This is a genomic window from Enterobacter cloacae complex sp. 342H5, from assembly GCF_050030905.1.
Classification (GTDB): domain Bacteria; phylum Pseudomonadota; class Gammaproteobacteria; order Enterobacterales; family Enterobacteriaceae; genus Enterobacter; species Enterobacter intestinihominis.
In genome coordinates, this window is the sequence record NZ_JBLGVB010000001.1 from 4192136 (window position 1) to 4215202 (window position 23067).

Sequence of the window (23067 nt, forward strand, 5' to 3'; positions counted from 1 at the left end):
TTTCCGTTAGTAAGGGTTTTGACCAGATACGTAAATCTATGAGCCCCGTCGCGGTTAACATCCCCAGAAAAACCCTACAATTTCAGGCAGTACATATTGGCTAAGGAGCAGTGATATGCGTGTTAATGGTTTAACCCCGCAAGATCTCAAGGCTTATGGTATTCACGACGTCCAGGAAGTGGTCTACAACCCCGATTACGATACGCTGTATCAGGAAGAGCTCAATCCGGCACTGGAAGGGTACGAGCGAGGTGTGTTGACGAATCTTGGTGCTATCGCCGTCGATACCGGTATTTTTACCGGCCGTTCGCCGAAAGATAAATACATCGTCCGAGATGATACCACCCGCGATACGCTGTGGTGGGCCGATAAAGGCAAAGGGAAGAACGATAACAAACCGCTCTCTCCTGAAACCTGGCAGCATCTGAAAGGGCTCGTCACCCATCAGCTTTCCGGCAAGCGTCTGTTCATCGTCGATGCTTTCTGCGGCGCTAACGCCGACACCCGTCTCTCCGTTCGGTTTATCACTGAAGTGGCCTGGCAGGCGCATTTCGTGAAGAACATGTTCATTCGTCCGACCGATGAAGAACTGCAAAACTTCACCCCTGACTTTATCGTGATGAACGGCGCGAAATGCACCAACCCGCAGTGGAAAGAGCAGGGTCTGAACTCCGAAAACTTCATCGCCTTCAACCTGACCGAGCGTATCCAGCTGATCGGCGGTACCTGGTACGGCGGCGAAATGAAGAAAGGGATGTTCTCGGTCATGAACTACCTGCTGCCGCTGCGCGGTATCGCCTCCATGCACTGCTCGGCGAACGTCGGTGAAAAAGGTGACGTAGCGGTGTTCTTCGGCCTTTCCGGCACCGGTAAAACGACGCTGTCCACCGATCCAAAACGTCGTCTGATTGGCGACGACGAGCACGGCTGGGACGACGACGGTGTGTTTAACTTTGAAGGCGGCTGCTACGCGAAGACCATTCGCCTGTCGGAAGAGGCAGAGCCGGATATCTACCACGCGATTCGCCGCGATGCGCTGCTGGAAAACGTCACCGTGCGTGCCGATGGCTCTGTCGACTTCGACGATGCGTCCAAAACCGAAAACACCCGCGTCTCTTACCCGATTTACCACATCGACAACATCGTGAAGCCGGTGTCGAAGGCGGGCCACGCCACGAAGGTGATTTTCCTGACCGCAGACGCGTTCGGCGTGCTGCCACCGGTTTCCCGCCTGACCGCCAGCCAGACTCAGTACCATTTCCTCTCCGGCTTTACCGCTAAACTGGCGGGTACCGAGCGCGGTGTGACCGAGCCAACCCCAACCTTCTCCGCCTGCTTCGGCGCGGCGTTCCTGTCGCTACACCCAACGCAGTATGCGGAAGTGCTGGTGAAACGCATGCAGGCATCCGGCGCACAGGCATACCTGGTGAACACCGGCTGGAACGGGACGGGCAAACGTATCTCCATCAAAGATACACGCGCCATCATCGACGCGATTCTGGATGGTTCATTGGATAACGCCGAGACCTTTACGCTGCCGATGTTCAATCTGGCGATCCCAACAGAGCTGCCTGGCGTGGATACGCGTATCCTCGATCCGCGCAACACCTATGGTTCACCGGAACAGTGGCGTGAGAAGGCAGAATCGTTGGCGAAACTGTTTATCGAAAACTTCGAGAAGTATACCGACACCCCGGCGGGTGCTGCGCTGGTGAGTGCGGGACCAAGGTAAAAGCAAAAAGGCAACGAAAGTTGCCTTTTTTAATGTTTTCTCCCTCTCCCCGTGGGCTGAGGGTTCCCCAGTAATTTTTTTATGCAGAAGCAATAAAGTTGCTTTCTAAATGACTGAGGGCTGTCAGCGATGCCCTGGTCCGGCTGTAAATCGCTGAGGCGTTTCCTGCAGGCCGGGGCGAGGCGCAGGGATGCGCCGAGAGGGCGGCTTTACAGGGACGTTGCCTCCGCCCGTACCCGATAAGCCAGAAGGAATAAGCCGAGGGCACCGCGAAGCGGCGATTTACCGCCGGGAGCCCGGGTCGCCAGGGTGGTGGCGACTGAGCCACCCTGGCACGTTCACCGGTCATGTCGTTACAGAGTAGCAAGGAACATTAAGTGAACGGAATGACCACCACCGCCGTATATTCCCCTCACCCTAACCCTCTCCCCGGAGGGGCGAGGGGATTGCTCAGTGCTCGCATTAATTTGTGGGGAACCCTCAGCCCCGTGGGAGAGGGCCGGGCGAGGGCATCAGGCCCCACCCTTTTTCAACCTCTTTTACCTGCCCCCGTAAAACCGGCACCGGTAACCATGCGCGAATGCTCAAACCACCCCGTTCGCTGGTGCCAATTTCCAGCAGTCCGTTATGGTTATCAACAATACGCTGCACAATCGCCAGGCCTAAGCCGGTTCCGCTGGTGCTGCGCGCGCTGTTGCTGCGCACAAACGGCTGGAACAGGTGCTTACGCTGCTCAGGCTTGATGCCCGGGCCATCGTCTTCCACCTGGAACCAGGCGCGGTTGAGTTCCGTACCGCTGCTGACTTTGATCCAACCGTTGCCGTAGCGCGCCGCGTTGACCACCATATTCGCCACCGCGCGTTTGATGGAGAGCGGGTGCATACGTACCTGAATCTCGCCCGCCTGAAGGTCGGTCGCAATTTCACGTTCGTAGCCGCTTTCGGCGGCAACAACTTCGCCCAGAACCGCGTTCAGATCCGCCATCTCCATCGGCATCTCCTGCCCGGTACGCAGGTAGTCGATAAACTGCTCGATGATGGCGTTACACTCTTCGATATCCTTGTTGATGGACTCTAAGATAACCATCCTGCTCGCCCATCATCTCTGTTGCCAGCCGGATACGTGTCAGCGGGGTGCGAAGGTCATGGCTAACCCCCGCCATCAGCAGCGTACGGTCGTCAGCCAGCTGTTTAACGCCTGCCGCCATGTGGTTAAAAGCACGCGTTACCGAGCGCACTTCCGATGCGCCATACTCGCGCAGCGGCGGTGGGATAATACCTTTACCAACCTGCAATGCCGCATGCTCCAGGTCGACCAGCGGTCGGTTCTGGATACGAATAAACAGCCATGCGCCACCGATGGCCAGCAGCATGATCGCCAGGGTGTATCGGAACAGCGGCCAGAAGTCGCCCTGATGAATCTCGGTGAGCGGGAACACGCACCCAGATGTTGGGTGACAGCCAGGTTTTCAGCCAGACAACCGGCGAGCTTTTATTGACCTCAACGCGCACTTCCGTCGGGCCGCCAAGCTGCTGCGCCATCTGCTGGCTAAGGAATTCATAGTGCTGCGCCCAGCGCAGGCCGGGGATCTCTTCCGCCGCTTCGTTCGAATAGAGAGAAATGCCCAACTCACGGTAGATTTCCCGACGGAATGCCGGGGGAACAACCAACTGCGTGCCGTCCTCCAGTTGCAGTTTGTCGGTCATCAGCATACGCACTTCGTATGCCAGCACCTTATTAAACTGCTGAAGGCTCGGCAGGATCGCAAAGTTCAGCACCACCAGGTAGGTCGTCACCAGGCTGACAAACAGCAGGGTGACGATCAATAACAGCGTGCGGGCAAACGAACTTCGCGGCGAGAAGCGCATTCGCCTCATGCTTTAGAGCCGTCCGGGACAAACACGTAGCCCAGACCCCACACGGTCTGAATATAACGAGGATGCGCCGGATCTTCTTCCACCATGCGGCGCAGACGAGAGATCTGCACGTCGATAGAACGTTCCATTGCGGAGTAATCACGGCCGCGCGCCAGGTTCATCAGCTCGTCACGTGAAAGCGGTTCACGCGGGTGGCTGACCAGCGCTTTCAGTACCGCAAACTCGCCGCTGGTGAGCGGCATTGGCTCATCTTCACGGAACATTTCACGGGTGCCGAGGTTCAGCTTGAACTTACCGAATGCAATGACGGCCTCTTCCTGAGACGGCGCGCCCGGCAGCTCGTTCGCCTGACGACGCGCAGCACAGCGCGAATACGCGCCAGCAGTTCACGCGGGTTGAACGGCTTAGGAATGTAGTCATCAGCGCCAATCTCAAGGCCGACGATACGGTCAACTTCTTCACCCTTCGCCGTCACCATGATGATTGGCATCGGGTTGCTCTGGCTACGCAGACGACGGCAAATAGAGAGCCCATCTTCGCCAGGCAGCATCAGGTCCAACACCATCAGGTGGAAGGATTGACGCGTCAGCAGACGATCCAGTGTCTGTTCCGCGTTCGCGACGCTACGAACCTGGAAGCCCTGCTCGGTCAGATAACGTTCCAGCAGCGCACGCAGGCGCATGTCGTCATCTACGCCCACGTAATTTGTAGTTCTCTTGCATTGTGTGTACTCCCAAAGGTTCGGATAAGCCTGGAACAGCGTATTCTAAAAAAGTGCACGGGTTCGACCAGCAAATTCTGGTATAAATTCTAGACGAAATTGTTACAAAGCATATTTAACAGCAGCTTATCTGTTCATTTCATCACATAAATCATTATTAATCTTGTCTGTTACACTGTGCGCTACGTATTGTGCGCAAAGACAGTTAACCGGCATTAAAGGCAGCACCATGAAAACGCCTCTGATCACCCGCGAAGGGTATGAGAAACTCAAAAAAGAGATGGATTACCTGTGGCGCGAAGAGCGTCCGGAAGTGACCAAAAAAGTCACCTGGGCCGCAAGTCTGGGCGACCGCAGCGAGAATGCGGACTATCAGTACAATAAAAAGCGACTGCGCGAAATCGATCGCCGGGTACGCTACCTGACGAAGTGCCTCGAGAATCTCAAAATTGTCGATTACTCCCCGCAGCAGGAAGGTAAAGTGTTTTTCGGCGCGTGGGTCGAAATTGAAAACGACAACGGCGACACCCTGCGTTTTCGTATCGTTGGCTATGATGAAATTTTCGGTCGTAAGGATTACATTTCGTCATTGATTCACCCATGGCCCGCGCCCTGCTGAAAAAAGAGGTGGGCGATTTAGCCGTTGTCCAGACGCCCGCGGGTGAAGCAAGCTGGTACGTCAACGAAATCGAGTATGTTAAATAGTCCGAGAGCGCCCTCCCCGGCTGGCATTTTTTGGTGTCAGCCCGTATAACTATCCCCCTGATTTTCTATTCCAACAAGATGAACTGACCATGATGAAAGAGTCGCTCTGCCGCATTATTGCGGGTGATATTCAGGCCAGAGCCGAACAGGTAGAAGCTGCCGTTCGTCTGCTTGATGAAGGGAACACCGTGCCGTTTATTGCACGTTATCGTAAGGAAGTCACCGGCGGTCTGGATGACACGCAGCTGCGTAACCTTGAGACCCGTCTGGGCTATCTGCGCGAGCTGGAAGACCGACGTCAGGCGATCCTCAAATCTATCGGCGAGCAGGGCAAGCTGACCAGTGACCCTGGAAAAAGCCATTAACGGTACCCTGAGCAAAACCGAACTTGAAGATCTCTATCTGCCGTACAAACCGAAGCGCCGCACGCGCGGGCAGATTGCGATCGAAGCTGGCCTTGAGCCGCTGGCCGACCTGCTGTGGAACGAGCCGTCTCACGATCCGGAAACCGAAGCCGCCAGATTTATCGACGCCGAAAAAGGCGTAGCGGACACCAAAGCCGCGCTGGACGGCGCTCGCTACATTCTGATGGAGCGCTTCGCCGAAGACGCGGCACTGCTGGCCAAAGTGCGTGATTACCTGTGGAAGAACGCCCATATCGTCTCCACCTTGGTGTCCGGCAAAGAGGACGAAGGCGCGAAATTCCGCGACTACTTCGATCACCACGAACCCGATCTCTGACCGCGCCGTCTACCGTGCGCTGGCGATGTTCCGCGGTCGTAACGAAGGCGTGCTGCAACTCTCCCTGAATGCCGATCCGCAGTTTGACGAGCCGCCTAAAGAGAGCCACTGTGAGCAGATCATTATGGATCACCTCGGTCTGCGCCTGAACAACGCCCCGGCGGACAGCTGGCGCAAGGCGTGGTGAGCTGGACCTGGCGCATCAAGGTGCTCATGCACCTCGAAACCGAGCTGATGGGCACCGTGCGCGAGCGCGCCAAAGACGAAGCGATCAACGTCTTCGCCCGTAACCTGCACGACCTGCTGATGGCTGCGCCGGCTGGCCTGCGCGCCACCATGGGTCTCGATCCGGGTCTGCGCACCGGCGTGAAGGTGGCCGTGGTTGACGGCACCGGCAAGCTGGTTGCCACCGACACCATTTACCCGCACACCGGTCAGGCAGCGAAAGCGGCTGTCGTGGTCGCCGCGCTGTGCGAGAAGTACAACGTTGAGCTGGTTGCCATCGGTAACGGTACGGCGTCCCGCGAAACCGAACGTTTCTATCTCGACGTGCAGAAGCAGTTCCCGAAAGTGACGGCGCAGAAAGTGATCGTCAGCGAAGCGGGGGCATCTGTCTATTCCGCCTCTGAGCTGGCAGCGCAGGAGTTCCCGGAACTGGACGTTTCCCTGCGCGGTGCGGTCTCTATCGCCCGTCGTTTGCAGGATCCGCTGGCGGAGCTGGTGAAAATTGACCCGAAATCCATCGGCGTGGGCCAGTATCAGCACGACGTGAGCCAGACGCAACTGGCGCGCAAGCTGGATGCGGTGGTGGAAGACTGCGTTAACGCCGTCGGCGTGGACCTGAACACCGCTTCCGTTCCGCTGCTGACCCGCGTAGCAGGCCTGACCCGTATGATAGCAGATACTCGTCGCCTGGCGTGATGAGAACGGTCAGTTCCAGAACCGCCAGCAGCTGCTGAAGGTGAGCCGTCTGGGGCCGAAAGCTTTTGAGCAGTGCGCGGGCTTCCTGCGCATCAACCACGGCGATAACCCGCTGGATGCCTCTACCGTTCACCCGGAAGCCTATCCGGTTGTCGAGCGTATCCTGGCCGCCACCCAGCAGGCGCTGAAAGACCTGATGGGCGACAGCAGCGCGCTGCGTAACCTGAAAGCGGTGGATTTTACCGACGAACAGTTCGGCGTGCCGACGGTCACTGACATCATCAAAGAGCTGGAAAAACCGGGCCGCGATCCGCGTCCTGAGTTTAAAACCGCGACCTTTGCTGACGGCGTGGAAACCATGAACGACCTGCTGCCGGGCATGGTGCTGGAAGGGGCGGTAACCAACGTCACCAACTTTGGCGCGTTTGTGGATATCGGCGTGCATCAGGACGGTCTGGTGCATATCTCTTCCCTCGCCGACAAGTTCGTTGAAGATCCGCACACCGTGGTCAAAGCGGGCGACATTGTGAAGGTGAAAGTGCTGGAAGTGGATCTTGAGCGTAAGCGTATCGCCCTGACCATGCGTCTGGACGAGCAGCCGGGCGACACTAACGCGCGCCGTGGCGGTAATGGCGGTGGCCGTGAACAGCAGCGTCCGGCAGCAGAAAGCCGCGAAGCCACGCGGACGTGACGCACAGCCAGCAGGCAACAGCGCGATGATGGATGCTCTGGCAGCGGCGATGGGTAAGAAACGCTAATCCTGTAAATGCCCCTCACCCTAACCCTCTCCCCAAAGGGGAGAGGGAACTTGAACACCCTCGCCCCTTTGGGGAGAGGGCCGGGGTGAGGGGAAAAATTATATCGTAAAATATGAAACCGATTGCATATCCATATTTAAACCGCTACTTATCACTCCATTAACAAATACGCTTTTTATTCCTTCCCGGCTATTCCCGCAAATATTGAGCAAGGTCAAGCAGACCGCAAATTAATACGATTAACAACATCCCGTCACATTTTTATTATTGCTGATAAAAACTATTCTCATTATCATCGCAGTGTTGATTATTTAACCTCTCGTGGAATCAGGCGCTATGCAATTCACTCCAGAAAGTGCGTGGAAAATTATCGGTTTTACCCGTGAGATAAGCCCGGCCTATCGGCAGAAGCTACTGTCACTGGGCATGCTACCCGGCTCATCATTCCAGGTGGTGCGCGTGGCGCCGTTGGGCGATCCTGTTCATATCGAAACCCGACGCGTTAATCTGGTTCTGCGTAAAAAAGACCTCGCATTAATTGAAGTTGAATCTTTATCCCGTTAACAAGCCAGCGGTTTCAGTGAGTCTAAAACAATGAAAAAATTAACTATTGGCTTAATTGGCAATCCTAATTCCGGCAAGACAACCTTATTTAATCAGTTAACCGGCGCACGCCAGCGTGTGGGAAATTGGGCAGGCGTAACGGTTGAACGCAAAGAAGGCCAGTTCACAACGACAGATAATCAGGTCACGCTGGTTGATTTACCGGGGACCTATTCACTCACCACAATTTCATCTCAGACCTCTCTCGATGAGCAAATTGCCTGCCACTATATTCTGAGCGGCGACGCGGATCTGCTCATCAATGTGGTGGATGCCTCCAATCTCGAACGAAATCTGTACCTCACGCTACAGCTGCTGGAGCTGGGGATTCCCTGCATCGTAGCGCTTAACATGCTCGACATCGCCGAGAAGCAAAAGCTGCGCATCGACGTCGACGCCCTCTCCGCCCGTCTGGGCTGCCCGGTGGTCCCGCTGGTTTCTACCCGCGCGCGCGGCATTGACGCCCTGAAGCTGGCAATTGACCGCCACACGGGCAATGCCGACGTCGAACTGGTGCACTACGCCCAGCCGCTGCTGCGCGAGGCCGGGCAGCTGGCGCAGGAGATGGACAACGCCATGCCCGCCAGACAGCGCCTGTGGCTTGGCCTGCAAATGCTGGAAGGCGATATCTACAGCCGCGCCTACGCAGGCGATGCGGCGGATAAACTGAGCGTTGCACAGGCTCGCCTGAGCGACGAGCTCGACGACCCGGCCCTGCATATTGCGGATGCGCGCTATCAGGCCATCGCCGCTATCTGTGACGTGGTCAGCAATGCATTAACCGCTGAACCCAGCCGCTTCACCGCCGCCGTGGATAAGATTGTGCTCAACCGCTTCCTCGGTTTGCCAATCTTTTTACTGGTGATGTACGTAATGTTCCTGCTCGCTATAAACATCGGCGGTGCATTACAACCCATCTTTGATGGCGGCTCTGTCGCTATCTTCGTGCACGGTATTCAGTGGCTGGGCTACACCCTCCACTTCCCGGAATGGTTGACCATCTTCCTTGCGCAGGGGATCGGCGGCGGGATCAACACCGTCCTGCCGCTGGTACCGCAGATCGGCATGATGTACCTGTTCCTCTCCTTCCTTGAGGATTCCGGTTACATGGCACGCGCCGCCTTCGTGATGGACCGCCTGATGCAGGCGCTGGGGCTGCCGGGGAAATCCTTCGTGCCGCTGATTGTCGGTTTTGGCTGTAACGTGCCGTCAGTCATGGGCGCGCGTACGCTGGACGCACCGCGCGAACGCCTGATGACCATCATGATGGCGCCGTTCATGTCCTGCGGCGCACGTCTGGCGATCTTCGCGGTCTTTGCCGCGGCGTTCTTTGGTCAGGAAGGGGCGCTGGCCGTCTTCTCCCTGTATGTGCTGGGTATCGTGATGGCTATTCTCACCGGCCTGATGCTGAAGCACACCATCATGCGTGGCGAAGCGTCGCCGTTCGTGATGGAACTGCCGGTTTATCACGTTCCGCATCTGAAAAGCCTGATTATTCAAACCTGGCAGCGCCTGAAGGGCTTTGTTCTGCGCGCCGGTAAGGTGATTGTAGTGGTCAGCATTTTCCTGAGCGCCCTGAACAGCTTCACCCTGAGCGGCCAGGCAGCGGACAACATTAATGACTCTGCCCTTGCCTCCGTCAGCCGGATCATTACGCCGATCTTCAAACCGATTGGCGTACAGGAAGACAACTGGCAGGCAACCGTGGGCCTGTTCACCGGCGCGATGGCAAAAGAGGTGGTTGTCGGCACCCTGAACACGCTCTACACCGCGGAAAACATCCAGGAAGAGGAGTTCAACCCAGCTGAGTTCAGCCTCGGTGACGAACTTCTGGGTGCAGTAGAAGAGACCTGGCAGAGCCTGAAAGACACCTTCAGCCTGAGCGTGCTGGCGAACCCGATTGAAGCCAGCAAAGGCGACGGCGTAATGGCGACCGGAGCAATGGGCGTAATGGGCCAGAAATTTGGCAGCGCGTCGGCGGCCTACAGCTACCTGATCTTCGTCCTGCTCTATATTCCGTGCATCTCGGTCATGGGCGCCATTGCCCGTGAGTCCAGCCGCGGCTGGATGGGCTTCTCCATTCTGTGGGGGCTGAACATTGCCTACTCGCTGGCGACCGTGTTTTATCAAACCGTCAATTACAGCCAGCATCCGCGCTACAGCCTGGTCTGTATCCTCGCGGTGATCCTGTTTAACGTGATGGTGATTGGCCTGCTGCGCCGGGCGCGTAGCCGCGTTGACGTTAACCTGCTGGCAACGCGCAAAACCCCAACGACCTGCTGTAGTAGCCCTGCGGGCGACTGTCACTGAGGGGAAAAAAGATGGCATCGTTGATTCAGGTCCGTGACTTACTGGCGTTACAGGGACGAATGGAGGCGAAGCAGCTCAGCCTCAGCCTGCATACGCCGCAGCCGATGATCGATGCCATGCTGGAAAGGCTGGAGGCGATGGGGAAAGCCGTGCGCATTCAGGAAGAGCCGGACAGTTGTCTGTCCGGCAGTTGTAAAAGTTGTCCGGAAGGTAAAGCCTGCCTCAGGGAGTGGTGGACGCTTCGCTGATAAAATTGGACAGCGCCGAACAAAACTCAGCAGGATGAGAGATGAACGGCGCATGTGCCGCTTTGGCAACCACCATTGATTCACTCTCCAGCCACAGCGCATCCAGCAGCGGAACCACCTTGCGCGGGACCAGCCCATCCAGATAGCCATAAATACGCAGATGCGGCACCGTCAGTGACGCCAGCGGCTCACGCAGATCGGCCGTTTTCAGGATCTCCAGTCCACCGTTCAGCACCTCAACCTCCGGCATCGGCAGGGAAAGCACCGTCTGCTTCAGCATCCGCGCGTCCTGACGGGCGGTTTCAGTTCCCATCGTCTGCAACGCCAGGAAACGCTCCACCGTCCGCTGGAAATCTTCGCTCAACTGGTGCTGGAACCCGGCCAGCACCTCGGGTTTGATGCCCGGCCACGCCTCGCGGGCGCTGAAACAGGGTGATGAGGCAACGGTGATCAGCGCCTGCACCCGCTCAGGATGGCGCAGCGCAATCTGGCTTGCCACCAGCCCGCCCAGGCTCCAGCCGAGCCAGACGGCTTTTTGCGGTGCCGCTTCCAGAACCTGCTCCGCCATGTCCTCGAGCGTCATCGCGCCGTAGCCGTGGCTACGGCCATACCCCGGCAGATCCACCAGGTGTACCGTAAATTGCGAGGCCAGTTCCTCACTTATGCAACGCCACACTTCGGCGTTCAGTCCCCATCCGTGCAGCAGCACAAGATGACAATTTCCCATCCCAACGGTCTGCCACCACAGCGTCTTCATCAGTTAACGTTCTCTTTTTTCACATGGAGGTTGCGTATGCTAACAGTGCCCGGCTTGTGCTGGCTATGCCGAATGCCACTTGCGCTGAGCGCGTGGGGCGTCTGTTCCGTTTGCACGGGAGCGCTGGGTTACCTGAAGGGCTGTCCGCAATGCGGCTTGCCTGCCGTAAGCCAGACGCTCCCCTGTGGTCGATGCCTGAAAAAAGCGCCGCCGTGGAGCGCGCTGGTGGCGGTGGATGATTACGTTTTGCCGCTGAGTCGTCTGGTTCATCAGTTTAAGTTTTCCAGCCAGTTCGCGCTGGCGCAGCCACTGGCACGTCTGTTATTACTGGCGGTATTGCAGGCGCGAAGAACGCGTGGGCTACCGTCGGTCGACACGCTCGTGAACGTGCCACTCTTTCAGCGTCGGCACTGGCGGCGGGGATACAATCAGAGCGACCTGCTGTGCCGTCCGCTCGCCCGCTGGCTGGGTTGCCGGTACCCCGCCTCTGCGCTGAAACGTATTCATGCCACTGCCGTTCAGCACCGGCTCAACGCCCGGTCGCGCAAAAGAAACCTGAAAAACGCCTTTCGCCTTGAATTGCCGGTCAACGGTCTCCATATCGCGATTGTGGATGATGTCGTCACCACGGGCAGTACCGTGGCTGAACTTTCCCGACTGCTTTTGCAAAGCGGCGCCGCGTCAGTTCAGGTATGGTGTCTGTGCCGTACCTTGTAGCCCTTCTTCAATGGGCGTATGATTATACCCAGGTAATTTAGTCAACTATTAGGCCAAAGCTATGATCCGTATTTCCGATTCTGCACAAGCGCACTTTGCCAAACTGCTGGCAAATCAGGAAGAAGGGACGCAGATCCGCGTGTTTGTGATCAATCCAGGCACTCCGAATGCAGAATGTGGTGTCTCTTATTGTCCTCCGGATGCTGTGGAAGCAACTGACACTGCCCTTAAATTTGAACAGCTCACCGCATACGTTGATGAGCTGAGCGCGCCGTATCTTGAAGATGCGGAGATTGATTTCGTCACCGACCAGCTGGGTTCTCAGCTGACGCTGAAGGCGCCAAACGCGAAGATGCGTAAAGTCTCTGACGATGCCCCGCTGATGGAGCGTGTGGAATATCTGCTGCAATCGCAGATCAACCCGCAGCTGGCCGGCCACGGTGGACGTGTTTCCCTGATGGAAATCACCGAAGATGGTCTGGCGATCCTGCAATTCGGCGGCGGCTGTAACGGCTGCTCCATGGTCGATGTAACCCTGAAAGAAGGGATCGAGAAGCAGCTGCTGAACGAATTCCCGGAACTGAAAGGCGTGCGCGATCTGACCGAACACCAGCGCGGCGAGCACTCTTACTACTAATTCAGTGCCCGTCTGTATTGCCCGGTGGCGCTGCGCTTACCGGGCCTGCTTTTTCTTGCCTCCCCCTCTATATGTTGACCTGCGTCTCATAATTCAAATTTTGCCTCCCTGGGTGATTCTCAATCACGTCATGTTACCCGTATCATTCCCATGGGCACTCAACACCCTTATAACAGCCGACTAAACTTATCGTTTTCGCAGGCATCAGTATGAGTGCCGTTAATACTCTGTTCCCAGTTGGGACAACCGGAATTTGTCGTTGAAACAATGACGTTACCCATAACAATTCAAAGGCCAGGTCAATCATGCCATTAGTCATCGTCGCTATCGGTGTTGTGTTATTACTGCTCTTGATGATCCGCTTCAAAATGAACGGATTTATCGCTCTGGTTCTGGTGGCACTTGCAGTCGGTCTGATGCAGGGAATGCCGCTGGTTAAAGTTATCAGCTCCATTAAAGCCGGTGTCGGCGGTACGCTCGGCAGCCTGGCGCTGATCATGGGCTTCGGCGCCATGCTCGGTAAAATGCTCGCGGACTGCGGTGGCGCGCAGCGTATTGCCACTACCCTTATCGATAAATTTGGCAAGCAGCACATCCAGTGGGCGGTGGTGTTAACCGGTTTTACCGTCGGTTTCGCACTGTTCTATGAAGTGGGCTTCGTCCTGATGCTGCCGCTGGTGTTCACCATCGCCGCTGCCGCCAACATCCCGCTGCTGTTCGTAGGCGTACCGATGGCTGCGGCGCTGTCCGTCACCCACGGCTTCCTGCCGCCGCATCCGGGTCCAACGGCTATCGCCACCATCTTCCACGCCGACATGGGTAAAACCCTGCTGTTCGGTACGATTCTGGCGATCCCAACGGTTATCCTGGCCGGTCCTGTTTATGCGCGCTTCCTGAAAGGCATTGATAAGCCCATCCCGGAAGGCCTGTACAGCGCCAAAACCTTCACAGATGCAGAGATGCCTGGCTTTGGCGTCAGCGTCTGGACCTCTCTGGTGCCGGTGATCCTGATGGCAATGCGTGCCGTAGCAGAGATGGTTCTGCCGAAAGGTCACGCGTTCCTGTCCGTTGCGGAGTTCCTGGGCGACCCGGTGATGGCAACGCTGATTGCGGTCCTGATCGCCATGTTCACCTTCGGTCTTAACCGTGGTCGTTCCATGGATCAGATCAACGACACGCTGACCTCTTCCATCAAAATCATTGCCATGATGCTGCTGATCATCGGCGGTGGCGGCGCGTTTAAGCAGGTGCTGGTCGACAGCGGCGTGGATAAATACATTGCTGCCATGATGCATGAAACCAACGTATCGCCGCTCCTGATGGCATGGTCTATTGCCGCGGTGCTGCGTATCGCGCTGGGCTCTGCAACCGTTGCGGCGATTACCGCGGGTGGTATCGTTGCGCCGCTGATTGCGACCACGGGCGTAAGCCCTGAGCTGATGGTTATCGCGGTCGGTTCGGGCAGCGTGATTTTCTCCCACGTGAACGATCCGGGCTTCTGGCTGTTCAAGGAGTACTTCAACCTGACCATCGGTGAAACCATCAAGTCCTGGTCCGCGTTGGAGACCATTATTTCGGTGTGCGGTCTGGTCGGGGTGCTGCTGTTGAATATGGTGATTTAATGCCATGAGTCGGGAGGCGGCTACGCCTTACCCGACCTACATGAGCACGACCTGATAATAAAAAACCCGCCACTGGCGGGTTTTTTATTACTTCTTACCGGCTGCTTTTCGCCGTTTATCCAAATCCTTAATCAGCCTGTTCACCCCGTCATCGGCGAACATCGCTTCAAGCGTAGTGGACAGCTTGCGACGCCAGTTTTTGTACTGATAGCTGGTGCCGGGAATGTTTACCGGCTCCGCCATATCAATCCAGTCTTCCGGTTGCAGACCGAGCAACGCGCTGTTGCTGTCGGCAATATAGCGCTGTAAGCCACGGTTAAGCGTTGGCGTCATCGACATCAGCGCCGCCTTATGCCCGGCGCGCTTCGGCAGACAGCCATGCTTATGCAGCGCATCCAGCAGCCCCTGTTTCGCCAGCTCGCGATCCTGATACAACCCACGCAGAACCTCTTCATCCGGGTAGAGACCCAGCGTTTTGCCGAGCGTCAGGTCGCCGCTTTCCCAGTAGCCTCTGAGCGTAGGAAGATCATGCGTCGTCGCGACTGCCATTGACTGTTCAGGGTACGCTTTCGGCGCGCGGAAGGTTTTCTCATGGTCGTTTTCAAAATAGAGCACTTTGTAGGAGTAAACCCCGCTGTCGCGGAGCTTGCTGACAATCTCAACCGGCACGGTACCGAGATCTTCGCCAATCACCATGCACTGATGACGTTTACTCTCCAGCGCGAGGATTGAGAGCAGATCGTCCACCGGATACTGCACGTACGCCCCGTGATCGGCCGTTTCACCGTACGGGATCCACCACAGACGCAGCACAGACATGACATGGTCGATACGCAACGCGCCGCAGTTCTGCATGTTAGCGCGCAGCAGATCGATAAACGGCTCGTAGGCACGCGCCGCCATCACGTGCGGATCCATCGGCGGCAAGCCCCAGTTCTGACCAAGCGGGCCCAGAATATCCGGCGGCGCACCGACGGAGGCTTTCAGACAGTAAAGTTCACGGTCACACCAGGTCTCCGCCCCGCCTTCCGCCACGCCGACGGCCAGATCGCGATACAGACCGATCGGCATGTTATAGCCCTGACTCACCTGCCAGCAGGCAGCAAACTGGCTGTACGCCAGCCACTGCAACCAGAGATAGAAGTCCACCTCGTCGGCATGCGTCTCACAAAACGCCTTCACTTCCGGGGTATCCACGGACTGATACGCTTCCGGCCACACCGGCCAGCCCCAGCGCATCTCATCCTCCTGGACCTGATACGCATGCAGCGCATCAAACGCAGCCTGCCAGTAAAGGCTCTCGCCTTCCTGCATCACAAACTGGCGGAAGGCTGCCATCTGCTCGTCGTCACGCTTCGCAAAGCCCTTCCAGGCCAGACGCAGCGCCGCCATTTTCAGCGCGGTCACGGAGGCATAATCGACCCAGTCCGCATTGCGGGCCTGTTTCAGCAGCTGTTGGGTGGTGTCCAGCTTCCACCACGCCTGCGCCTCTTTGCTGTTTTTGAAATCGTCTAATGCGTTAACGTCGATGTAGATCACGTTCAGCCAGCGGCGGGAAGACGGGCTGTACGGGCTGGCGCTTTCCGGATTCGCCGGATAAAGGGCGTGGATCGGGTTGAGGCCGATAAATGCCCCGCCGCGCTCACCAACAGATGCCAGCATCTTTTTCAGGTCACCAAAATCGCCAATGCCCCAGTTGCTGTCTGAACGCAAGGTGTAAAGCTGCACACAGGCGCCCCACAGCTTTTTGCCTTCGAGTAGCGCCTGCGGCTCATAGCAGCGCTTCGGCGCGACGATCACCCGACAGTGGAAGCGGCTGTCATTCTGGGTGAGCGTCAGGCTGTGATAGCCCTCCGGCAGCTTCGCCGGAAGGGTGAGGGTTTTGCCGCCGGTGGCATGGCCTTTATGCTGATGCCCCTCTTCGGTGGTGAGCAGCCAGCTGAACTCGCCGCGTCCTTCCACCGCCAGCGGCATCTTTTTGCCCGCGGTAAAGACCTTCACGTTCGGCACCGGCGCTCCCGACGCTTTCGCGTCGGTTTTGTGCATGGCATCCAGCAAACGTCTTTTGGTGTCCGCACCAATAGACTGCGGTTTGCCGTGCGCATTGATGTAACTGAGGCTAATTCCCGCCGCCTGCGCGGCACTGTCCAGACGTTTACTCTCCATCGCGCTTCCTTAGCGTTTTGCCTGCCAGATACGAGCCTGATAATCACGGATTGAGCGGTCAGAGCTGAACATACCGCAGCGCGCGGTGTTCAGGATACATGCGCGAGTCCAGGCATCCTGGTCACGGTACAGCACGTCGACCTGCTTCTGCGCTTCAACGTAAGCGGTAAAGTCCGCCATCACCAGGTACGGGTCGCCGCCCTGTTTGTCCATGCTGTGCAGCATCTGGTCAAACGCGTGCTTGTCGCCGTCGCTGTACTTCCCGCTTTCCAGCTCTTTCAACACCGCATCCAGCACTTTGTCTTTTTTACGCCATTTCACCGGGTCATACCCTTTGGCTTTGATGGCTTTCACTTCTTCAACAGTATGGCCGAAGATAAAGATGTTCTCTTCGCCGACCTTCTCGGCAATTTCGACGTTCGCACCGTCCAGCGTGCCGACGGTCAGCGCGCCGTTCAGGGCCAGCTTCATGTTGCCGGTGCCGGACGCTTCTTTACCGGCGGTAGAGATCTGCTCGGAAATATCCGCCGCCGGGATCAGCATTTCAGCCGCAGAGACGCAGTAGTCCGGCAGGAACACCACCTTCAGCTTGTCGCCCACTTTCGGATCGTTGTTGATCGCCGCCGCCACTTTATTAATGGCAAGGATAATGTTTTTCGCCAGGTAGTAGCCCGGCGCCGCTTTCGCACCGAACAGGAACACGCGCGGGACGCGGTCGGCCTGAGGGTTCTCGCGGATCTCTTTGTACAGCGCCAGAATGTGCAGCAGGTTCAGGTGCTGACGTTTGTACTCGTGCAGGCGTTTGATCTGGATATCGAAAATCGCATTTGGGTTAATTTCAATTCCGGTACGCATTTTCACGAACTCGGCCAGACGTACCTTGTTCTCCAGCTTAATGGCGCGGTACTGCTCGCGGAACTTCGCGTCGTCAGCGTATTTTTCCAGGTTGATGAGCTGGTCCAGATCGTTGGCCCACTCTTTCTTCAGGGTCTTGTCCAGCAGACCGGCCAGCAGCGGGTTGCACTGTTTGATCCAGCGACGCGGCGTAATGCCGTTGGTCACGTTGTGGAATTTGGTCGGCCACAGCTGGTGGTATTCCGGGAAGAGGTCTTTCACCACCAGATCCGAGTGCAGCGCGGCCACGCCGTTCACCGCAAAGCCGCTTACCACGCACATGTTTGCCATGCGCACCTGTTTGTTGTGTACCACGGCCAGCTTCGCCCAGACGGCTTTGTCGCCCGGCCAGGTTTTCTCCACCAGCGTTTTGAACTGGTCGTTAATCTTATTGATGATCTGCATATGGCGCGGCAGCAGCGTTTTCACCAGCTTCTCATCCCAGCACTCCAGCGCTTCCGGCATCAGGGTGTGGTTGGTGTAGGCGAAGGTGCGGCTGGTGATGGCCCAGGCGTCGTCCCAGCTCAGCTGATGCTCGTCGATCAGCACGCGCAGAAGTTCCGGGATGGCAATGGTTGGGTGCGTGTCGTTGAGCTGAATAACTTCGAAGTCCGGCAGCTGCGCCAGCTTGCGGCCCGCCAGGTGGTGGCGGCGCAGAATGTCCGCCACGGAGCAGGCGCACTGGAAGTATTGCTGCATCAGGCGCAGCTTTTTACCCGCCAGATGGTTGTCGTTCGGGTAGAGCACTTTGGTCAGCTTCTCGGCGTCGATACCCTGCTGCTCGGCGCGCAGGAAATCACCGTCATTGAATTTAGTCAGGTTGAATGGATGCGCGTGCTTCGCCTGCCACAGACGCAGCGGCTGCGCCACGCCGTTACGGTAGCCGAGCACCGGCAGATCCCAGGCTTCACCGGTAATGGTGAACGCTGGTTCCCAGAGCCCCTGCTTCGTGACTTTCCCGCCAATCCCGACCTGCACATCCAGCTGTGCGTTGTGGCGGAACCACGGGTAAGTATTACGATGCCAGTCGTCCGGCGCTTCCATCTGGTGGCCGTCAGCGAACGACTGGCGGAACAGACCGTACTGGTAGTTCAGACCATAGCCAATGGCCGACTGGCCCACGGTTGCCATGGAATCCAGGAAGCAGGCTGCCAGACGTCCCAGACCGCCGTTACCCAGCGCCGGATCAATCTCTTCTTCCAGCAGATCGGTCAGGTTGATGTCGTGTTCTTTTAGCACATCGCCGACGTCCTGATACCAGCCAAGGTTCAGCAGATTGTTACCCGTCAGACGGCCAATCAGGAACTCCATCGAAATGTAGTTGACGTGACGCTGGCCTTTCACAGGCTTCGTCGCGGGCTGAGCGTCCAGCTGCTCTGCGAGCGCCCCGCTCACCGCCTGCCACCACTGGTGAGGCGTCATCTCGTTTGCAGCATGAAGGCCAAAACGCTGCCACTGACGCGTCAGGGCAGCCTGGAATTGAGCTTTGTTGAAAGTAGGCTGTGACATAGGGAATCGGCATCCTGTAGAGAGAAAACACATTTGGCGCTAGTGTGCCTGGCTCATTGCGCCTCTTCCTCCTCCTGTCGGGGATTAGGCAGGGAGGAGTAGCGGGGATGAGCATAAAAGTGTGATCGAGGCCACTGTGTAAGTGTGCGCTTCGCTGAAAAAGCGATCCCGGAAGAGCGTCAAAGAAATGAAATGCAGTTTCGGAGGAAATTAATCATCGCTGAAATGATTACTTACGTAGAATAATATTTCTCACGTACAGCGGCTTTCCAGCAACACTATTAAGCCAGAGCAACTTTCCCCAAAGTTAATTAACTTCACCGTCATTATCTCTTTCTGAAACCAGTTTCAGCGCAACCGCGCGCCATGCAGACAAGCCAGTAACAGCGCGGCATCCAGCCATTTATGAAAAGTTCCACCAATGATGAGAATGTTTTGTGACAGAGTGCAAATTCAGAGCCTCCAAACCCAGACATAACTTGCAATAGTTCCTCTATTGGCCGAACTTATAGATATTAATTACGAAGCGCAAAAAAAATAAATTCTCTCGTTCCCCACAGTGAAGTGAAAACTATGTTGATTCCGTCCAAATTAAGTCGCCCGGTTCGTCTTGACCATACTGTGGTCCGCGAGCGCCTGCTGGCTAAACTTTCCGGTGCGCATAATTTCCGACTGGCGCTGGTTACGAGTCCTGCGGGTTATGGAAAAACAACGCTCATTTCGCAATGGGCGGCAGGTAAAAGCGATCTTGGCTGGTACTCCCTGGATGAAGGTGATAACCAGCAGGAGCGTTTTGCCAGCTATTTAATTGCCGCGATTCAGCAGGCAACCAACGGACACTGCGTCACCAGCGAGGTGATGGTGCAAAAGCGCCAGTACGCCAGCCTGTCCTCTCTGTTCTCCCAGCTGTTTATCGAACTGGCCGAATGGCATCGCCCGCTGTATGTGGTGATTGATGATTATCATCTGATCACCAACCCGGTTATTCACGAGTCGATGCGGTTCTTCCTGCGCCATCAGCCGGAAAACCTGACGCTGGTCGTCCTGTCGCGCAACCTTCCGCAGCTGGGCATTGCCAACCTGCGGGTGCGCGATCAGCTACTGGAAATTGGCAGTCAGCAGCTGGCCTTTACCCATCAGGAAGCGAAACAGTTCTTTGACTGCCGTCTGACTTCTCCGATTGAGGCGTCGGAAAGCAGCCGCCTGTGTGATGACGTTGCAGGCTGGGCCACGGCGCTTCAGCTGATTGCCCTTTCCGCGCGGCAAAACAATAGCCCAACGCACCAGTCCGCGCGCCGCCTGGCGGGCATCAACGCCAGCCACCTGTCGGATTATCTGGTGGATGAGGTACTCAACAGCGTAGACCTCACTACCCGCCATTTCCTGCTGAAAAGCTCCCTGCTACGTTCGATGAACGATGCGCTGATTGTGCGCGTCACCGGTATTGAAAACGGGCAGCTTCAGCTCGAAGAGATTGAACGTCAGGGTTTGTTCCTGACGCGAATGGACGATCCCGGCGAATGGTTTAGCTACCATCCGCTGTTTGGCAGCTTCCTGCGCCAGCGTTGCCAGTGGGAGATGGCCGCAGAGCTGCCAGAAATTCACCGCGCCGCCGCCGAAAGCTGGATGGCGCAAGGTTTCCCGAGCGAGGCTATCCACCATGCGCTGGCCGCCGGAGATGCCGGTATGCTGCGCGATATTCTGCTCAACCACGCGTGGGGACTGTTCAACCACAGCGAACTGACGCTGCTGGAAGAGTCGTTAAAAGCGCTGCCGTGGGAGAGCCTGCTGGAGAATCCGCGTCTGGTGCTTCTCCAGGCCTGGCTGATGCAGAGCCAGCATCGCTACAGCGAAGTGAACACCCTGCTGGCGCGCGCCGAGCAGGAAATGGAAAGCGAGATGGATGCCACCCTGCACGGCGAATTTAACGCCCTGCGTGCGCAGGTGGCGATTAACGACGGCGACCCGGAAGAAGCCGAACGGCTGGCGATGGTCGCGCTGGATGAGCTGCCGCTGGCGAATTTCTACAGCCGTATTGTGGCCACCTCGGTACACGGCGAAGTGCTGCACTGTAAGGGCGACCTCACGCGTTCGCTTTCGCTCATGCAGCAAACCGAACAGATGGCCCGCCGCCACGATGTCTGGCATTACGCACTGTGGAGCCTGATCCAGCAAAGCGAGATTTTATTTGCTCAGGGGTTCCTGCAGGCCGCCTGGGAAAACCAGGAGAAAGCGTTCCAGCTGATCCGTGAACAGCATCTGGAACAGCTGCCGATGCACGAGTTCCTGTTGCGTATTCGCGCTCAGCTGCTCTGGGCATGGTCGCGTCTGGATGAAGCAGAAAGCTGCGCCCGCCAGGGCCTGAATGTGCTTTCGAGCTTCCAGCCGCAGCAGCAACTCCAGTGCCTGGCCCTGCTGGTGCAGTGCTCGCTGGCGCGAGGCGACCTGGATAATGCCCGCAACCACCTTAACCGCCTGGAAAACCTGCTTGGCAACGGACAGTACCATAGCGACTGGGTCTCCAACGCCGATAAGGTCCGGGTGATTTACTGGCAGATGACCGGCGATAAAAAGTCCGCCGCCAACTGGCTGCGTCACACGCCTAAACCAGAATTTGCCAATAACCACTTCCTGCAAAGCCAGTGGCGCAATATTGCCCGCGTGCAGATCCTGCTGGGTGACTTCGAGCCTGCCGAAATCGTGCTGGAAGAGTTAAACGAAAACGCCCGTAGCCTGCGCCTGATGAGCGATTTAAACCGTAACCTGCTGCTGTTAAACCAGCTTTACTGGCAGGCGGGACGTAAAAACGATGCCCAGCGCGTGCTGCTGGAAGCGTTGCAGCTGGCGAACCGCACCGGGTTTATCAGCCACTTTGTGATTGAGGGTGAAGTGATGGCCCAGCAGTTGCGCCAGCTGATTCAGCTCAACACGCTGCCGGAACTCGATCAGCATCGCGCCCAGCGCATTCTGCGCGAGATCAACCAGCACCATCGCCACAAGTTTGCGCACTTCGATGAGAACTTTGTTGAACGTCTGCTGAACCATCCGGAAGTGCCGGAGCTTATCCGCACCAGCCCGCTCACACAGCGTGAATGGCAGGTGCTGGGGCTGATCTATTCAGGCTACAGCAACGAGCAGATAGCCGGTGAGCTGGCGGTGGCGGCAACCACCATCAAAACGCACATTCGCAATCTGTATCAGAAGCTGGGCGTGGCGCACCGTCAGGACGCGGTGCAGCATGCGCAGCAGTTGTTGAAGATGATGGGGTACGGAGTTTAGTTTTGTGCGGCCTGATGCCCTCACCCCGGCCCTCTCCCACAGGGAGAGGGAGAACAATTTGTAGGTCGGGTAAGCGCAGCGCCACCCGACACAACCGCTAGCACAACTCCAGCTGCAAATTGTTATCCTTAATCACCTGCAACACGCCCGCCGGCGGCATCTCGTCGGTGTAGACCGCATTCACCATGCTAATGCTGCCCATGTTGACCATCGCATTGCGGCCAAATTTCGAGTGATCCACCACCAGCATCACATGGCGCGAGTTCTCAATAATCGCGCGCTTGGTGCGCACCTCGTGGTAATCAAACTCCAGCAGCGAGCCGTCGGTGTCGATGCCGCTGATCCCCAGAATGCCGAAGTCGAGGCGGAACTGAGAGATAAAATCGAGCGTCGCTTCGCCGATAATGCCCCCGTCGCGGCTGCGCAGTTCGCCGCCCGCGAGGATGATGCGAAAATCGTCTTTCTGCATCAACGTGTTGGCCACGTTCAGGTTGTTGGTCACCACGCGGAGGTTCTCGTGATTCAGCAGCGCATGGGCGACCGCTTCCGGCGTGGTGCCGATATCAATAAACAGCGTCGCGCCGTTCGGGATCTGGCTCGCCACTTTACGGGCGATACGCTCTTTCTCTGCCGTTTGCGTCGCCTTACGGTCATGCCATGAGGTGTTCACCGAGCTGGACGGCAGCGCCGCGCCGCCGTGATGGCGCAGAATACGGTTCTGATCGGCCAGGTCGTTGAGGTCACGACGGATGGTTTGCGGGCTGACGGCAAACTGCTCCACCAGCTCTTCAGTACTGACGTATCCCTGTTTTTTTACCAGTTCGATAATGGCGTCATGACGTTGTGTTTGTTTCATGAAATATCCCTGGG

18 protein-coding genes and 3 pseudogenes are annotated in these 23067 nt (G+C 57.1%); 14 read left to right on the forward strand and 7 right to left on the reverse strand.

Going from position 1 to position 23067, the window contains the following annotated elements; translation table 11 throughout:
• The first annotated feature begins 115 nt into the window (after nt 1–115).
• Nucleotides 116–1732 (forward strand): phosphoenolpyruvate carboxykinase (ATP), encoded by a 1617-nt coding sequence (gene pckA / locus ACQG03_RS20105; protein ID WP_046620356.1) that lies wholly within the window; start codon nt 116–118, stop codon nt 1730–1732.
• 480 nt (nt 1733–2212) lie between these two features.
• Here the strand turns inward: pckA and envZ are convergent.
• The 3 genes and pseudogenes from envZ to ACQG03_RS20120 form a co-directional block, all read right to left on the reverse strand.
• A pseudogene (gene envZ, locus ACQG03_RS20110) lies at nt 2213–3609 on the reverse strand (two-component system sensor histidine kinase EnvZ).
• On the reverse strand, nt 3606–3872 hold the full coding sequence (locus tag ACQG03_RS20115) for a winged helix-turn-helix domain-containing protein (protein WP_426726146.1): 267 nt from the start codon (nt 3870–3872) through the stop codon (nt 3606–3608). Before ACQG03_RS20115 ends, envZ begins: the two are co-directional and overlap by 4 nt.
• Nucleotides 3873–3889: 17 nt before the next feature.
• Nucleotides 3890–4309 carry a response regulator gene (locus tag ACQG03_RS20120; RefSeq protein WP_426726147.1) on the reverse strand — a complete coding sequence of 140 codons (420 nt, stop codon included), beginning with the start codon at nt 4307–4309 and terminating at the stop codon, nt 3890–3892.
• A 250-nt stretch (nt 4310–4559) separates the two neighbouring features.
• Here ACQG03_RS20120 and greB point away from each other — a divergent pair.
• From greB to feoC, 9 genes and pseudogenes are all read left to right on the forward strand, one after another.
• Nucleotides 4560–5035, forward strand: a pseudogene (greB, locus tag ACQG03_RS20125) (transcription elongation factor GreB).
• 89 nt (nt 5036–5124) lie between these two features.
• Nucleotides 5125–5400: a Tex-like N-terminal domain-containing protein gene (locus tag ACQG03_RS20130; protein WP_426726148.1), complete on the forward strand. Its 276-nt coding sequence runs from the start codon at nt 5125–5127 to the stop codon at nt 5398–5400.
• Nucleotides 5378–5776: a hypothetical protein gene (locus tag ACQG03_RS20135; protein WP_426726149.1), complete on the forward strand. Its 399-nt coding sequence runs from the start codon at nt 5378–5380 to the stop codon at nt 5774–5776. The genes ACQG03_RS20130 and ACQG03_RS20135 overlap by 23 nt, the downstream gene beginning before the upstream one ends.
• Before the next feature lie 25 nt (nt 5777–5801).
• Nucleotides 5802–5998, forward strand: a pseudogene (locus ACQG03_RS20140) (hypothetical protein); the annotation flags it as partial.
• A gap of 114 nt (nt 5999–6112) precedes the next feature.
• Nucleotides 6113–6697, forward strand: coding sequence for a helix-hairpin-helix domain-containing protein (locus tag ACQG03_RS20145; protein ID WP_426726155.1), 585 nt, complete (start codon nt 6113–6115; stop codon nt 6695–6697).
• A 40-nt stretch (nt 6698–6737) separates the two neighbouring features.
• A complete protein-coding gene (locus tag ACQG03_RS20150) occupies nt 6738–7388 on the forward strand; it encodes a S1 RNA-binding domain-containing protein (RefSeq protein WP_426726150.1) in 651 nt (216 codons plus the stop codon).
• 403 nt (nt 7389–7791) lie between these two features.
• Nucleotides 7792–8019 (forward strand): ferrous iron transporter A, encoded by a 228-nt coding sequence (feoA, locus tag ACQG03_RS20155; protein ID WP_022649633.1) that lies wholly within the window; start codon nt 7792–7794, stop codon nt 8017–8019.
• Between the two features lie 30 nt (nt 8020–8049).
• Nucleotides 8050–10368 (forward strand): Fe(2+) transporter permease subunit FeoB, encoded by a 2319-nt coding sequence (gene feoB / locus ACQG03_RS20160; protein WP_063151001.1) that lies wholly within the window; start codon nt 8050–8052, stop codon nt 10366–10368.
• A gap of 11 nt (nt 10369–10379) precedes the next feature.
• Nucleotides 10380–10616, forward strand: coding sequence for a [Fe-S]-dependent transcriptional repressor FeoC (gene feoC, locus ACQG03_RS20165; protein ID WP_015571443.1), 237 nt, complete (start codon nt 10380–10382; stop codon nt 10614–10616).
• Here feoC and bioH read toward each other — a convergent pair.
• The gene (bioH, locus tag ACQG03_RS20170) at nt 10591–11373 is read right to left on the reverse strand and encodes a pimeloyl-ACP methyl ester esterase BioH (RefSeq protein WP_063163680.1); all 783 of its coding nucleotides are present in this window, start codon (nt 11371–11373) and stop codon (nt 10591–10593) included. The genes feoC and bioH overlap by 26 nt on opposite strands.
• 36 nt (nt 11374–11409) lie before the next feature.
• On the opposite strand from bioH, the gene gntX reads away from it, so the two are divergent.
• From gntX to gntT, 3 genes are all read left to right on the forward strand, one after another.
• Entirely contained in the window at nt 11410–12090 is a 681-nt protein-coding gene (gene gntX, locus ACQG03_RS20175; protein WP_023298787.1) for a DNA utilization protein GntX, read from the forward strand.
• Between the two features lie 61 nt (nt 12091–12151).
• A complete protein-coding gene (nfuA, locus tag ACQG03_RS20180) occupies nt 12152–12727 on the forward strand; it encodes a Fe-S biogenesis protein NfuA (RefSeq protein WP_003861601.1) in 576 nt (191 codons plus the stop codon).
• Nucleotides 12728–13032: 305 nt separating this feature from the next.
• Complete coding sequence (gntT, locus tag ACQG03_RS20185; protein WP_023298788.1) at nt 13033–14349, forward strand: gluconate transporter; 1317 nt, start codon at nt 13033–13035, stop codon at nt 14347–14349.
• Nucleotides 14350–14436: 87 nt separating this feature from the next.
• Here gntT and malQ read toward each other — a convergent pair whose 3' ends face one another.
• Together malQ and malP are read right to left on the reverse strand one after the other, a co-directional pair.
• Nucleotides 14437–16515, reverse strand: a complete 2079-nt coding sequence (gene malQ / locus ACQG03_RS20190) for a 4-alpha-glucanotransferase (protein ID WP_400169022.1) — start codon at nt 16513–16515, stop codon at nt 14437–14439.
• Between the two features lie 9 nt (nt 16516–16524).
• Nucleotides 16525–18918 (reverse strand): maltodextrin phosphorylase, encoded by a 2394-nt coding sequence (gene malP, locus ACQG03_RS20195; protein ID WP_022649639.1) that lies wholly within the window; start codon nt 18916–18918, stop codon nt 16525–16527.
• Between the two features lie 573 nt (nt 18919–19491).
• Between malP and malT the strand changes: the two genes are divergently transcribed.
• The gene (malT, locus tag ACQG03_RS20200; protein WP_022649640.1) at nt 19492–22197 is read left to right on the forward strand and encodes an HTH-type transcriptional regulator MalT; all 2706 of its coding nucleotides are present in this window, start codon (nt 19492–19494) and stop codon (nt 22195–22197) included.
• Between the two features lie 97 nt (nt 22198–22294).
• Here malT and ACQG03_RS20205 read toward each other — a convergent pair whose 3' ends face one another.
• Complete coding sequence (locus tag ACQG03_RS20205) at nt 22295–23053, reverse strand: DeoR/GlpR family transcriptional regulator (RefSeq protein ID WP_022649641.1); 759 nt, start codon at nt 23051–23053, stop codon at nt 22295–22297.
• Nucleotides 23054–23067: the final 14 nt, after the last annotated feature.

Coding starts and splice junctions, on each gene's coding strand:
- pckA (WP_046620356.1), top strand. CDS start 116: ATGCGTGTTAATGGTTTAACCCCGCAAGATCTCAAGGCTTATGGTATT.
- gntX (WP_023298787.1), top strand. CDS start 11,410: ATGCTAACAGTGCCCGGCTTGTGCTGGCTATGCCGAATGCCACTTGCG.
- ACQG03_RS20145 (WP_426726155.1), top strand. CDS start 6,113: ATGGGTCTCGATCCGGGTCTGCGCACCGGCGTGAAGGTGGCCGTGGTT.
- feoC (WP_015571443.1), top strand. CDS start 10,380: ATGGCATCGTTGATTCAGGTCCGTGACTTACTGGCGTTACAGGGACGA.
- gntT (WP_023298788.1), top strand. CDS start 13,033: ATGCCATTAGTCATCGTCGCTATCGGTGTTGTGTTATTACTGCTCTTG.
- bioH (WP_063163680.1), bottom strand. CDS start 11,373: ATGAAGACGCTGTGGTGGCAGACCGTTGGGATGGGAAATTGTCATCTT.
- ACQG03_RS20130 (WP_426726148.1), top strand. CDS start 5,125: ATGATGAAAGAGTCGCTCTGCCGCATTATTGCGGGTGATATTCAGGCC.
- feoB (WP_063151001.1), top strand. CDS start 8,050: ATGAAAAAATTAACTATTGGCTTAATTGGCAATCCTAATTCCGGCAAG.
- ACQG03_RS20205 (WP_022649641.1), bottom strand. CDS start 23,053: ATGAAACAAACACAACGTCATGACGCCATTATCGAACTGGTAAAAAAA.
- malQ (WP_400169022.1), bottom strand. CDS start 16,515: ATGGAGAGTAAACGTCTGGACAGTGCCGCGCAGGCGGCGGGAATTAGC.
- feoA (WP_022649633.1), top strand. CDS start 7,792: ATGCAATTCACTCCAGAAAGTGCGTGGAAAATTATCGGTTTTACCCGT.
- malT (WP_022649640.1), top strand. CDS start 19,492: ATGTTGATTCCGTCCAAATTAAGTCGCCCGGTTCGTCTTGACCATACT.
- ACQG03_RS20115 (WP_426726146.1), bottom strand. CDS start 3,872: ATGTTCCGTGAAGATGAGCCAATGCCGCTCACCAGCGGCGAGTTTGCG.
- nfuA (WP_003861601.1), top strand. CDS start 12,152: ATGATCCGTATTTCCGATTCTGCACAAGCGCACTTTGCCAAACTGCTG.
- malP (WP_022649639.1), bottom strand. CDS start 18,918: ATGTCACAGCCTACTTTCAACAAAGCTCAATTCCAGGCTGCCCTGACG.